Here is a 13,357-nt window from a genome sequence, read left to right as displayed (position 1 = left end):
CCTGTCCGACATTCCAAATGACGAGATTTAAAGCATGACCGACACTGACGTACAGGGTGGAGCGGCCCACACGGAAGAGCTCGACGCCTCCCTCCTGGATCAAATCCTTCAGGAAACAAAGCTCGCGCCGACCGATGACGGCTATGACGTGGCGCGCAAGGGCGTGGCCGCGTTCATTTCCGAGCTTCTCAGGCCGACGGCAGGAGAAAGCCAGGTCAATGGCGCAGCCGTTGACATGATGATTGCGGAAATCGACCAGAAGCTGTCGAAGCAAGTCGACCAGGTGCTGCACAACGAAGATTTCAAGACGCTTGAATCCGCATGGCGCAGCCTGAAGTTCGTCATCGACCGCACTGATTTCCGCCAGAACATCAAAGTTGAAATGATGAGCGTCTCCAAGGACGAGCTGCTCGAAGACTTTGAGGACAGCCCGGAAGTCGTCAAGTCCGGCCTTTACAAGCACATCTATACGGCTGAGTACGGCCAGTTCGGTGGCCAGCCGGTCGGCGCAATCGTGTCCAACTACAACTTTGGCCCGAATGCCCCTGACATCAAGCTCGCACAGTACTGCGCAAGCGTCGGCTCCATGTCTCATGCACCGTTCATCGCAGCGGCAGCACCTTCCATGTTCGGTGTCGACAGCTTCGAGGAAATTCCGAACCTGAAGGATATGGAATCCATCTTCGAAGGTCCAAAATACGCGAAATGGAATTCCTTCCGCGAGTCGGAAGATTCGCGCTACTTCGCGCTTGCCATGCCACGCTTCATGCTGCGCACGCCATACGGCCCGGAAACCTCCCCGGTCAAGGCTTTCAACTACGAAGAGGAAGCCGAAGGCAAGAGCGACAACTATCTGTGGGGCAACGCTTCCTTCGCTCTGGCAACCAAGCTGACGGACAGCTTTGCGAAATTCCGCTGGTGCCCGAACATCATCGGCCCGCAATCAGGCGGTTCGGTCGAAGACCTTCCCGTTCACACCTTCGAAGCAATGGGCCAGCTCCAGAGCAAGATCCCGACGGAAGTGCTGGTGTCGGACCGCAAGGAATACGAGCTTGCCGAACAGGGCTTCATTTCCCTGACCATGCGCAAAGGCAGCGACAACGCAGCCTTCTTCTCGGCGAACTCGGTCCAGAAACCGAAATTCTTCGGCAATACTCCGGAAGGCAAGGACGCGGAGCTGAACTACAAGCTCGGCACGCAGTTGCCCTACATGATGATCATCAATCGCCTGGCACACTACATCAAGGTGCTGCAGCGTGAGAACATCGGCAGCTGGAAGGACCGCGGTGAACTTCAGTCCGAGCTGAACAACTGGATCCGGCAGTATGTCTCCGATCAGGACAACCCATCGGCCGATGTCCGCTCGCGGCGCCCGCTTCGCAAGGCCGAAATCACCGTCTCCGATGTTGAAGGTGAACCCGGCTGGTACAGCGTTTCCATGGCGGTTCAGCCGCACTTCAAGTACATGGGTGCTGATTTCACATTGTCCTTGAAAGGCAAACTGGACAAGTCGTAACACCGGTCTGAAAGACAGATCCCACAAAACGGGTGCCGGCCAGTGGCCGGCGCCTTTGCTGCTTCCAAGGAGTGTTTTCCCGAATGGCCGTCAGTCTGTTTCAGCGACTTGAAAACGATGTGACCGATACTGCGTACAGGAACGCTGATGAATTTGAAGCCGCCACTCTGGAAAGTGTTCTCGAAGATTTGCGCATCTTGTTGAACAGCTCTGCGGGATGTTGTGAAACATGCCCCGATTTCGGCCTGACCGACTTCAACTCGATCTCAAGGTCCCATCAGGATACGGCCTCGGAAATCTGCCGCGATATCGAACGCCAGATTCGTGACTTCGAGCCGCGCTTGCGCAATCCGATCGTCCGTGCAGTTGACGATCCGGACAAGCCGCTCGATTTCATTTTCAATGTGGAAGCGGAGCTGGCCCTTGGAGACAGTTCCAAACGTGTGCGGTTCAACTCCGTTCTGGACAATAGCGGGCAAATCAGGGTCAGTGCCTGACGGCATCAAGAGCAGTCTTCGAACATGGCAATCAATTCCTACTATCGCGATGAACTGAACTACCTGAAGGAAATGGGCCGGGTTTTCGCCAAGGCGAATCCGCGTCTTTCCAGATATCTTGCAGACGATCCGCTTGATCCGGACGTTGAACGCCTCATGGAGGGCTTTGCCTTCCTGGTCGGGCGGCTCCGCCAACGGCTGGACGCGGAAATGCCCGAGGTCGCACTCAATCTGCTGAAACTCGTGTGGCCGCACTACTTGCGACCCGTTCCGCCGATCACGCATATCCAATTCAATCCGACAGCAGATTCCTCCGATCTTTCCACGCATGTCCCGCGTGGAACGTTCGTGCAGACAAAACCGCTGGACGGCACGGCAGTGCGGTTTCAGACCCGGTGCAACCTTGACGTCCTTCCGATCAATCTGACATCCACAGAACTGGAGAATCGCCGGGACAGCTCGAAACTGACACTTGGTTTCCACAAGACGAGCGGCGGAAACCTGTTGGCTCTGGCCCAGGCTCCGCTCCAGATGTTTCTGGGAGCAAGCAACGACAACGGCACTTCCCGCGAACTTTACCTTCAACTCCTAGAACGGCTGACATCTGTTGAATTCGTGCCCGGCAAGGGGTCTGCCAGACCCTCGCGCATTACCGTCGAGGCAATTGGCATGAAGCGCGAAGAGGCAACGCTTCCCTACCCGGAAGGTGCCTTTGACGGCTTTCGTATCATGCAGGAGTACTTCGCCTGCCCGGACAAGTTCATGTATGTGCGCCTGCATGGACTGGAAGAATTCGCCAATGAGACTGTTGAAGACTTCAAACTGGTTTTCCACTTTTCACAACGTTTCAACAACCAGGACCGGATTAGCAGCGACGCGATTTCGCTCAACACGGTCCCGGCCATAAATCTTTTCGAAACAGAAGGACAAGCCCTCCAGGTTGCTCACGACCGGACGGAATATCCGGTGCGGGCATCCGGGGACAGATCGGCCTATAGCGTCCATCACGTAACAGGCGTTACCGGTTGGGTTCAGGGCAGCAACAAACGTGTGAACTACCAGGCCTTCGAGTCGTTTACACATGGCGGAACAGGCACCGATGAAGGTTCGCTTTATTACCGCGTCGGCATAAGACCATCCGTGCTGGGTAACGGCGTCGATCATTACATCTCCTTTGTCACGCAGCTGGATGAAAATGGGCTGCCGCCGACAGAGACGATTTCGATGCAGCTTCTTTGCTCCAACGGCGAACATGCCACCAGGTTCGGGCTTGGGACAGTTAATCAGCCGACCTCCTCCACGCCGGCCAAACTTCAATTCCGCAACATCACGCCGATCCAGTCCGAAGTTCCCCCACCGCTGGACAGTCAGGTACTTTGGACACTGGTTGCAAACCTGTCTCGCAACTATGCCTCCCTGATCGATGTCGAAGCCCTGAAGACTGTCGTCGGCGCTTACGATTTTCGGGCATATATCGACCGCCAGGCAGCGCTCCAGCGGGAGCTCCTGTTGCAGAATTTCCAGAAGTTCGAGCGAAAATCCATCGACATCTTTCGTCAGGGACGCCCGACGCGGGCTTATGAGATTGTGCTTTCAATGTCCGAGACAGCAATGGGGGGCGAATCGGAGCTTTATCTTTTCGGCACGGTGCTTGACCGGTTCCTGAAGTCCTATGCAAGCATCAACAGCCTGCACCAGCTTTGCGTCGTGGGAACGGACACAAACGTCATTCATCGATGGGCGTCGTCTTTTGGAGATGCTGATCTGGTATGACCGCGGACCCGACACCGGAGACTGACGAGCGCAAGCTGGACGCAGCTCTCGCCGATCGGCTTGAAGGGACACAGTTCTTTCAGGCGCTGTATCTCATTGGCCTGCTTCACCCGGACATGCGTAATATGGGGCCGGGTCACGACCCGGAGGAAGAAATCCTTCGCTTTAGGGCGAGCCGGTCGCTCAGCTTCGGTCCGAGCGATGTCTCAAGCATCGAGTATGACGACCAGGACGACCACTTCGACATCAGGGTAAATTTTTTCGGGCTTTATGGCCCGGCGTCACCTTTGCCTCCCTACGTAACCGAACGGATCATCGAACGGGATGAACACCCCTCCCCGGTCGAAGATCTGTTGGACCTGTTCAACCACCGGTTCATTACCCTGCTCCACGACATGTGGCGAAAATCCAGACACTTCGTACGCTTCGAAGGTCACGGGCTGGATGCAACGTCGCAATGTTTGCTGGCACTATGCGGTTTCCCTGTGGATGACAGGGACAAGCTCGGTGGCGTCGAACGCACGGCAATCCTGCCTCATGTTGGCCTTATGGCTCACTATGCCAATTCACCCGACGCGATTTCGTCGATGCTGACAAGCTTTTTCGGCATGCCGTTCGAAATCATCGAGTTTGTCTCCAGACTCGTGGACATTCCCGCCAACTCTCGCATGGAACTCGGGATCGCGAATTCGGTCCTCGGAGGTGACATGATATTGGGAGAGGAAGTCGAGGACGATCTCGGCAAATTCCGCCTCAGGCTGGGTCCGGCACCCTATGACGTGCTCAAGGAGTTCCTGCCACACGGAGAGCAGCACAAGACCCTTGTGGAACTACTTGCCATGATCGTTCGCGATCCCATCGATTGGGATCTGGAGTTCCAGTACGAGCCGGACAGCATGCAGGCAGGACAGTTGGGACTGTCGCGTCTCGGCAACAATATCTGGTTATCCGACGGCGAAAGCGGTCTGCTGGAGAATAATGTACATCTTGCACCAGCTTCTTAAGACAGTTCCGTTTCCGATAAGATTCAGGTCGTGCTAGATAATGCGGGAAATGGGGCGCATTTCGGCGAATCACCTACATCTGACAATTCGTCCTAGGGCAGGATGCAAGTTTAGACATGAGTGCAACTCTCATACTCGTTTGCGACAAAATCGGATCCCGTCATGAATTCGGTCCGAATGGTGGAGCTTTCGGGCGCTCCCGCAAATGCGACTGGGTTCTGCCGGATCAAGAGCGGCATCTGTCATCGGTGCATGCAAGGATCATCTTTCAAAACGATACCTTTGTGCTTGTGGACGAGAGCACGAACGGCACGTTCCTGGAAGGACACAAGGCTGCGATCGGCCGCGGCAGGGCAACAAGTCTATCTGCCGGAATGAAACTTCAGGCCGGACCTTACGTGATACGCGTTGAGAACATTCAGGCCGAACAGTCGACGCAAACCGGGATGCTCGCCGGCGCTGCGGCATCGCCCGCATCGCGATCCCAACTTGATGCCCCCCAGGTGAGGATCGACACTCTGGGCGCAAGCCTGCCGGGAAGCACGTCGCTGGACCCGTTGGATCATCTCGGCGGACCACCGGAGACACTTGCTCCTGTCGCTTCGGTTCAGACATCAGCGCAGACGATCCCTGAACCGGTGCCGTTTTCGATGCCGACCACCCAACCGCAGCCACACGAGGCGACCCGCTATCAGCCCGCCCGTCCTGTACCACAGGAAGCAATACCTGCGACGCCGAAACCGATCGCCGTTTCGCTGACACCGCCAGCGCAGAACGGCAACGCTTCCCTACCTTTGGCTACCGGCAGAACCGACCCGATAAGCCCATCCCCGGCGGGCATATTGCCTGGTTCGCCTACAGACGCAAACGGACCCTCGGAGCCGGTGACGCCGCCAGCGGCCTCCCCGGTCCTGCAGCCGGTTCCCTCATCTCCCGTTCAAGACCCGCAGTCGTCTGCTGACATTATTCCGGAAGATTTCCTGGCCGTGTTGACCAACTCTGCGCCGTTGCCGGCTGAGCCGGTTTCTACTCAGCCGGCGACGATGCGCACACCCGCCCGGCAACCTGCGGCAAAAGAAGTAAACGGTATCGCATCACAGGCGCCGGGAGTTACAGCTGGCGAAGCATCTAAACTCCCGCCGGAGGCACTGGTCTCGGTCATTCCGGACGGAGCAGACTTCGGCTTCGGGCCGACTCCGTCAGAGCAGGCGCCTGTCAAACCCGCATTGCCACTTCCCCCGGAGACGAGCAACGCTCCCCAGCAGGCAACTGCGCCAGCTCAGGGCGAACAGGTGCAACCCGCTGCGATCCCCCCGCTGGAGGCCCTCAAGAAACGCAGGGCCCAACGCGAGGCCGAACTCGCCGAAAAGGCGAAGTTACGCGCCACTTCGCCGGCCGCCCCCTCCCCTGGCACCGCGTTCGGGGAAAAACCGTCACCCGTTTCGCCGAGCCCGGCATCCGCAGCGCCGAAGCTGCCCTCGGCGTCTGATGCGGATTCAGACGTCTTTCAGGCACTCCTGTCAGGTCTCGGATTTGCGGATGCTTCGGTATCGGAGGAAAACCAGGCAACGGTCGCAAAAGAGACTGGGGAAATGGTGCGGGAACTCGCAAAAGGCCTGATCGCATTACTCAGTGCGAGAAAGTCGTTGAAAAGCGAATTCAGGATGTATGAAACACGCATCCAGCCGGAAGAAAATAACCCCTTCAAACATTTTAACGTTGGCGAACTCGCCATCGACGAAATGTTGTTTTCGCGCAAGGGCGGTTTCCAGGAGCCGGCTGCGGCGGCAAAGGAAGCGTTCAAGGATCTGCAAAGCCAGAACATGATCACAATTGCCGCGACACAGCGCGCGATGCGGTTGCTGTTTGAAAGCCTGTCTCCGGAGATCCTCGCCGGCGAGGAAGATGACGGCGGACTGCGTCTGAAAGGCTTGGGGTCGCGCCGTGGCAAATGGGAAGCCGCCAAGGAAAGGCATGACCGCCTTCGCACCGATTTCGATGCGATCGTTCGCCAGACGATTGCCGAAGCGTTTGTCCAGATTGAAGAGGAACAGGCCCGGCAGCAGGCCAAGGGCTTTTGGGGGAATAGAAAATAATGATAACTTCCCGTCGGAGGTTCATGAAATACTCCGGAATGGTTGCGCTTACGGCATTGGCAGCCTGTTCTCGTGTCCCGCCACCAACTCCCATGAAGATCGGCCTGCACGCTGACGACTTTATCAATCCGAACGAGGCTGGAGATCCGGCACCGGTCGTGGTTCGCGTTTACCAGCTCAAGGAAGTGACCGCTTTCGAGGGCGCCGAGTATTTCGATCTTGCCGACAACGACAAGAAGGTTCTGGGCGGCGACCTGATCGGCGTACAGGAATTCGAACTGATCCCCGGCGAAACCAAAGATTACAATCGGGAAGTCTCGTCGGAAGCAACGCATGTAGGTGTCATCGCGAGCTTCCGGGATATTGAGTCCGCGCAATGGCGCGACACCATTGAGTTGCAGCAGGAGAAGAAGAACGAGTTTGTCATTTACCTGACAAGTCTCGCCGTACGAATACAAAAACTGCGAAACCGCCGGCTTGGAGTCTTCTAAAGCGTTGAAACGACCTTGCCGCCAGACCATTGAACTTCTTGCTTCCGACTGTCGTGCGGTGGACACCCCCGAGGCTGTCGCCGGATCTGTTCTGACTAACCCCTGCGGAGATGGGCATTGAATGAAAGCCTGAAACCACTTTGGCTTGAGGGAATGTTTCTTCGGCCTCAACACTTGCAACAGCATGACCGCTGGCTTGAGACCACGCTCGAGCAACGAGTGCAGGATCTCCAGCCTTATGGCTGGGGGCTCCGGGAGTTGGAAATCGATGCAGACGCCCTGGAGCTCGGCCAGTTCCAGATTTCGTCTGTCGAAATTGTTTTTCCTGACGGAACGACATTTTCGACCAGGAGCAACGGTGCGATATCGAGCGCGCGTAAAGTCACGGTCGATGACCAGGGAAAACGTGTCTATCTTGCACTTCCACTGAAATCCGCGGGCCAGGTCGAACTTGGCGATTCCGATCAGGAAATCCGGCGTTACTCACGCAGGACTAGCGAAGTGCGCAACACCAACGAAGCCGACAAGGCGCAGGCGGCGATCGCCGTTGGCGCTCTGGCAGGCAGACTGGTGCTGGAAGGCGAGAGCCTGGACGAAACCGTGCACATCCCCATTGCCGAGATTGAAACGGTCTCGACACAGGGTGAAATCAAGCTGTCGAAGTCGTTCATCCCGCCTGTACTGCATGCAGCGGCCAGCCCGCACCTGATCTCCCAGATAGACCAGGTCAGGAGTCTCCTGCGCAAGCGCGGTGACATGCTGGCGTCCAACACCTCGGGCCAGGGCGATACCACACGCTCCGGCATCATGGATATGATGGCGCTCAGCATCACAAATCAATACGAAGTGTTGTTCGAACATATTGCCACTTCCGGCCGGCACTCACCTGAACTGGTGTATCGTGAGTTCATCAGCCTGATCGGCGCATTTGCGGCATTTGGCGCGGACAACCGCCGCCCGCCTGAACTGCCGGCCTACAATCATCTGGATCTTCGGCTCACCTTCCAGAAGCTTGTTGCCATACTTGAAGGACTGCTGAGTTTCGTAGTCGAACAAAACGCGGTCAATATCCCGTTGTCCAAACGCGACTATGGCGTCTGGCTCGGCGAAACGACGAACAAGATGATCTACTCCGAAGCACGGAAGTTCGTTTTGATCGCTCATGCGAATGTCAGTCTTGAAGTATTGCGGACGCAAATGCCGATTCACATCAAGATCGGTCCAGTTGAAAAAATCCGGGAACTGGTAAATCTGCAACTCCCCGGCGTGCCGATTACGCCAATGTCCGTAGCTCCCAGGCAGCTTCCATACATGCAAAACGCTGTTTATTTTGCAGTTGATGTTGATAACGAGCTTTGGCCGCAGTTGCAGTCGTCTGCAGCCTTTGCGTTGCATCTCAGCGGAGACTATCCTGGATTAGGTCTTGAACTCTGGGCCGTTCAGGAGGGGCAGTAACCCAAAACATGACTGATGACGATCTGGATCAGCCAACCGTCGCTCAAAGACTGAGCCCCAGAGCCCGAACTTCCATGGCTGAAGCACAATTGGCGTCTGTTCCCGATGAAGACGAACCGACAATCGCGTTTGTCTCACCGACGAACGGCGTGCCGATGACCAGTGCCCCGACACCGACATTTCAGGACGGCATTGGTAATCTTCAGTCAGCCGCCAGTATTGTCCGGAAACTGGATCCTGATCCTGAGCGCATCATCGTTCGGGCAGCAGCTCCGCTGTTGCTGATCATTTCCCAGATCCGGAATTCCATCGAACAGGCTGATGTACACGCCTTACGGCAGGAATCGGTCGATGAAATCGACCGCTTCGAACAGTTTGCCCAGCGAAATGACGTGGCCGCAGGCGACATTATTGCCGCACGCTACATTTTGTGCGCCACGCTCGACGAGACAGTTCTGATGACCCCCTGGGGCAGCCGGAGCGAGTGGAGCTCGAACAGTCTCCTCAATCAGTTCCACAATGAAACGTGGGGAGGCGAAAAAGTCTTCAGTATTCTGGATCGCATTCGTGGCGACGCCAAGGCGAAACTCCCTCTGCTCATCCTGGTACATACCTGCCTGATGCTCGGTTTCGAAGGCCGTTACCGCGTGCTTGAAGGCGGGCGCAACCAACTTGAAGACCTGCGCAATGAACTGTCCCGACTGATCCGGCGCAACAGCAATCTCAAGGTAGACGAACCCTTGTCGAGAAATGCCAAGGGAACGCAGCAGGGCAAGAGCGTCAACACGCTGCCGCCATTCTGGATTCTGCTTGCCATCGGATTGCTGCTGCTGATTGTTGTGCGAGGTTACAGTGATTTCATCCTGGATGGAGAGCTTGTGAAAGCGCTTGGCGCCATCAACTCGCTCAACAGGTTTTAGGAGGGGGTCATGTTCCGAACGTACCTCGCCTCCCGGCTGCGCCCTGCAAGCCTGCTCATCCTGCTCATCCTGATTGTCATTGCGGCACTTGTTCTCACCTTGGGCGGATTGATCACGGTCGGCGGCATCACGCCGTTCGCCAACTTCGCCCCACGCCTGATCTTCGCCGTCTTTCTGATCCTCGGCTTCTTCCTGATCACCTTCGTCCGGCATCTCATGGTCCGGCGTGCCAATGCGAAGCTCATCAATTCGATGATCGCGAACGACGAGCTCATCTCGATGGGCGGCGACATGTCGGCCGATGAGGTCGAATTGATCCGCGAACGCTTCGAAGGTGCCCTGAAGACCCTGCGCGAAAATCCCGTAGCCGGATCCAGTTCGCGCAACTACCTGTTCGAACTGCCGTGGTACATAATCATAGGTCCTCCCGGAACAGGCAAGACGACCATATTACGCAATTCCGGTCTCGATTTTCCGCTGGCTGAGGGTGGCCATGAAGCCATTCAGGGGATCGGCGGCACCCGGAACTGCGACTGGTGGATTTCCAATGAATCCGTGCTGATCGATACAGCCGGGCGGTACACGACCCAGGACGTCAACCAGGGCATCGACGCCGCCGCCTGGAACGGCTTTCTCGACCTGCTTTTGAAGCATCGCCAACGCCGCCCGATCAACGGAGTTCTGCTGGCTGTCAGCATCGAGGACGTTGCTCTCGCATCGGAAGCAAGCCGCAAGCAACAGGCCGAAATTCTGCGCCAGAGGCTGCGCGAACTTCACCGTGCATTCGGCATGCGCCTGCCTGTCTACCTGATGTTCACCAAATGCGATCTGATCGCCGGGTTCGATGAGTATTTCGATGCCTTGCGGGAAGCTGACCGCCAACAGGTTTGGGGTGTGACGTTTCCCTACGATGAACAGCAGATCTCCGTCGGTCCGTCCTTCGAAACCGGATGCGTGGACCTTGTCGGCCGTCTGGAACGGCATCTGCCGGAAAAGCTGGCAGAGGAACGCAACAACGGCCGCCGCTGCCGCATCTACGGATTTCCGCACGAATTTGGCAGCCTGAACAACGTGTTGCGGGACTTCGTCAGCGACGTGTTTCGCCCGACACGTTACGAAGCACAACCGCTCCTGCGCGGCGTCTATTTTACGTCCGGAACGCAGGAAGGCACCCCGTTCGACCGCTTGCTGGGCGCGATGGGGCGAAGCTTCTCGCTGGCAGCAAGCCAGCAGCCTGCGTTGAGTGGTCAGTCGAAGGCTTTCTTCATCAAGAAACTTCTGACGGACATTGTATTCCCGGAACAGAACCTTGTCGGCAAGAACCGCAAGCTGGAACGGCGGATCAAGGCACTTTACGGCGGAGCCGCAGCGGCCTTTGCCGCGCTTGTCGTCTGCCTGTCGCTCTATTGGGTCGCGGGACTGAACGAAGCGATCAAAGTCGCGGAAAACTCGGAAACCGACGCGGACAGGGTACGCTTGCTCAAGGCAGAAGCCGACCGCAACCGGTCCCTGATCAACCTGTTGCCGACACTGAACGCGGCACGCGAAATGCGCGACCGTATCCAGCAAGAAGAAAACTGGCTGTCGGCGACGCCAGTCAGCATTGAAGCGCAATCCGTACTCTATCCGGCGGCGGACCGCACCTATAACGATCTTCTGACCGAATACCTGCTCCCATCCATCAGCTCTCGCCTCGAAGCCCAGATCCAGCTTTTGTCCACGGCCTCCGACAGCAACAACTCCCTGCTGAGAGAGCAGCTTGAGACCTATCTCATGCTGACCACCGGGCAAAACTACAATGCTTCGAAGGTTCAGGCCGCGCTCAGGGCGCAAAACGAGGCAACATTCCTGCTCAACCCGGTGGACCGTGCTGAAATGCAGGCCCACATGGACGGCCTGGAGAGTCTGCTGCCGATTTCAGGGGTTGCCGCGTCAACGCAGCTTCCAGTTCTGGACGCCGCTCGCAGTCGAATTCAGCAGGCTCCCCAGGCTTCCGGCATTTACAGCCGCATGGTGGCGGATGCCGCGCAACGCTACAGGTTGCCGCCCATCAACATCGTGCGCACACTCGGATCCAGCACGCTTTACGTCGATACCGCGACAGCCGGCGGACGCACCATCATTCCCGGTATTTACACGAAGAACGGTTTCTACAATTTCTTTCTTGCGCGCCTGCCGGAATACATTCGCGGTTCCATGGGCAGCGATTGGGTGATGGGCAACAGCGTAAACGCAACGACCTACAACCAGGTCGCCGACGAAATCGTCAAGCTCTACACCGCTGACTACATCAAGGCCTGGCGTGAAGGCATTTCCTACATCCGCGTTGTCGAAATCGGCGACCTCGGCCGTGCGCAGATTGTTCTTGAACAACTATCCAGCCCGGACTCTCCCCTTCAGACAATTCTGGCAGTTCTTCGGGACAACACTCAATTGCCTCTCCCGGGAGACAAAGAGGGATCACAGGTCGCCAATCAGGTTGCCGAAAAGACCGGCGGCGCTGGCGGGCTTGTCGCCTCAGCATCACAGGCCACCCAGAAAGCTGCCATTCAGACCGCCTTCGGCGATGCGCCTTGGCCTGGGCTTGCCATTGAAGACGCCTTCAGGCCATTGAACAATCTTGTCGATCCGAATTCGAATGCGTCTCTTGACAGAGTGCTCCAACTGTTCGGCGATCTTTACGGAAACGTCTCGGGTGTGGTGACTGCTCCGGACCCCAACAAAGCGGCCTTCGATGTCGTCAAAGGTCGTGCTCAAAACCCGCAAAGCGATTCCTTCACATCGCTGAGAGCGGAGGCTGCAACCAAACCTGAACCAGTCCGCTCCCTTGTTCTATCGATCGTGAACCGGACATGGGGATTGCTCAATCAGGCCACTTACGTCTACGTGAACCGAACGTGGCAAAGCGAAGTGGTTCCGGTCTGTTCGAACATCATGGCTGGAAGGTATCCGTTCTTCCAGGATGCGGAAGACGACATTTCCCTGCAGGACTTCGCCGACCTTCTCGGTCCTGCCGGCGTCGTGGATTCCTATTTCAAGGACTACATCTCTCCTTTCGTGAATGTCCGGGGCCGCCAGCTTGTTGAAATCGAAACACAAGGAGCCAATCTCGGCCTGTCAAACGAAGCTCTGGCGCAATTGGCAACCGCGCAGACGATCCGGGACGCGTTTTTCCCGAAAGGGGCTTCAAACCCAACTGCAAAGTTTACAATCAGACCGACTTTTCTCGATCCAGGCGCGCTCAAGTCGACGCTGAAAATCGACGATGAAACGATCACCTATCGCCACGGTCCGGTGCGGGCGACAGACTTCACCTGGCCGAGCCAGGCTGACGCAAGTACAGCCGAGATCTCCGTGACGCTGCTAAGCAATGCCACCACAACACTTCGGAAATCCGGGACCTGGGCCATTTTCCGCCTTTTGACGGGATCCGGTCTGTCTTCGGTTCGCGGACGTGACCAGTTCGAGTTTTCGATCAGCAAGGACAACGTCCGTGCAAGCTTTGCTCTAAGTGCCGGGAGCGTGACGAATCCGTTTAACCTGGGAATGTACGCCTTCAGGTGCCCGCCATCGCTCTAATCGGGCAGAAAATCCTGCGAAAACTG

At 56.9% G+C, this 13,357-nt stretch carries 9 protein-coding genes; all 9 read left to right on the top strand.

Annotated elements, in window-relative coordinates; all coding sequences use genetic code 11:
• The first annotated feature begins 34 nt into the window (after positions 1–34).
• The 9 genes from tssC to tssM all read left to right on the top strand — a co-directional run bounded on the left by tssC (position 35) and on the right by tssM (position 13,331).
• Positions 35–1,516, top strand: a complete 1,482-nt coding sequence (gene tssC / locus ABLQ08_RS27745; protein WP_352949360.1) for a type VI secretion system contractile sheath large subunit — start codon at positions 35–37, stop codon at positions 1,514–1,516.
• 83 nt (positions 1,517–1,599) lie between these two features.
• Positions 1,600–2,013 (top strand): type VI secretion system baseplate subunit TssE, encoded by a 414-nt coding sequence (gene tssE, locus ABLQ08_RS27740; RefSeq protein WP_352949358.1) that lies wholly within the window; start codon positions 1,600–1,602, stop codon positions 2,011–2,013.
• A 24-nt stretch (positions 2,014–2,037) separates the two neighbouring features.
• A complete protein-coding gene (gene tssF / locus ABLQ08_RS27735) occupies positions 2,038–3,786 on the top strand; it encodes a type VI secretion system baseplate subunit TssF (RefSeq protein WP_352949356.1) in 1,749 nt (582 codons plus the stop codon).
• Positions 3,783–4,790: a type VI secretion system baseplate subunit TssG gene (gene tssG, locus ABLQ08_RS27730; protein ID WP_352949354.1), complete on the top strand. Its 1,008-nt coding sequence runs from the start codon at positions 3,783–3,785 to the stop codon at positions 4,788–4,790. Before tssF ends, tssG begins: the two co-directional genes overlap by 4 nt.
• A 116-nt stretch (positions 4,791–4,906) precedes the next feature.
• A complete protein-coding gene (locus ABLQ08_RS27725; protein WP_352949353.1) occupies positions 4,907–6,886 on the top strand; it encodes a type VI secretion system-associated FHA domain protein in 1,980 nt (659 codons plus the stop codon).
• Entirely contained in the window at positions 6,886–7,377 is a 492-nt protein-coding gene (gene tssJ / locus ABLQ08_RS27720) for a type VI secretion system lipoprotein TssJ (protein ID WP_352949351.1), read from the top strand. The genes ABLQ08_RS27725 and tssJ overlap by 1 nt, the downstream gene beginning before the upstream one ends.
• Positions 7,378–7,494: 117 nt before the next feature.
• Positions 7,495–8,832, top strand: a complete 1,338-nt coding sequence (gene tssK, locus ABLQ08_RS27715; RefSeq protein WP_352949349.1) for a type VI secretion system baseplate subunit TssK — start codon at positions 7,495–7,497, stop codon at positions 8,830–8,832.
• Positions 8,833–8,840: 8 nt separating this feature from the next.
• Entirely contained in the window at positions 8,841–9,752 is a 912-nt protein-coding gene (icmH, locus tag ABLQ08_RS27710; RefSeq protein WP_352949348.1) for a type IVB secretion system protein IcmH/DotU, read from the top strand.
• Between the two features lie 9 nt (positions 9,753–9,761).
• Complete coding sequence (gene tssM, locus ABLQ08_RS27705; protein WP_352949346.1) at positions 9,762–13,331, top strand: type VI secretion system membrane subunit TssM; 3,570 nt, start codon at positions 9,762–9,764, stop codon at positions 13,329–13,331.
• The last annotated feature ends 26 nt before the right edge of the window (positions 13,332–13,357 follow it).

The sequence above is a fragment of the Roseibium sp. SCP14 genome, from assembly GCF_040329475.1.
GTDB lineage: Bacteria > Pseudomonadota > Alphaproteobacteria > Rhizobiales > Stappiaceae > Roseibium.
The sequence above is the reverse complement of the archived record's forward strand: the minus strand, read 5'-3'. Positions and strand labels throughout refer to the sequence as shown.

Coding starts and splice junctions, on each gene's coding strand:
- tssC (WP_352949360.1), top strand. CDS start 35: ATGACCGACACTGACGTACAGGGTGGAGCGGCCCACACGGAAGAGCTC.
- tssE (WP_352949358.1), top strand. CDS start 1,600: ATGGCCGTCAGTCTGTTTCAGCGACTTGAAAACGATGTGACCGATACT.
- tssF (WP_352949356.1), top strand. CDS start 2,038: ATGGCAATCAATTCCTACTATCGCGATGAACTGAACTACCTGAAGGAA.
- tssG (WP_352949354.1), top strand. CDS start 3,783: ATGACCGCGGACCCGACACCGGAGACTGACGAGCGCAAGCTGGACGCA.
- ABLQ08_RS27725 (WP_352949353.1), top strand. CDS start 4,907: ATGAGTGCAACTCTCATACTCGTTTGCGACAAAATCGGATCCCGTCAT.
- tssJ (WP_352949351.1), top strand. CDS start 6,886: ATGATAACTTCCCGTCGGAGGTTCATGAAATACTCCGGAATGGTTGCG.
- icmH (WP_352949348.1), top strand. CDS start 8,841: ATGACTGATGACGATCTGGATCAGCCAACCGTCGCTCAAAGACTGAGC.
- tssM (WP_352949346.1), top strand. CDS start 9,762: ATGTTCCGAACGTACCTCGCCTCCCGGCTGCGCCCTGCAAGCCTGCTC.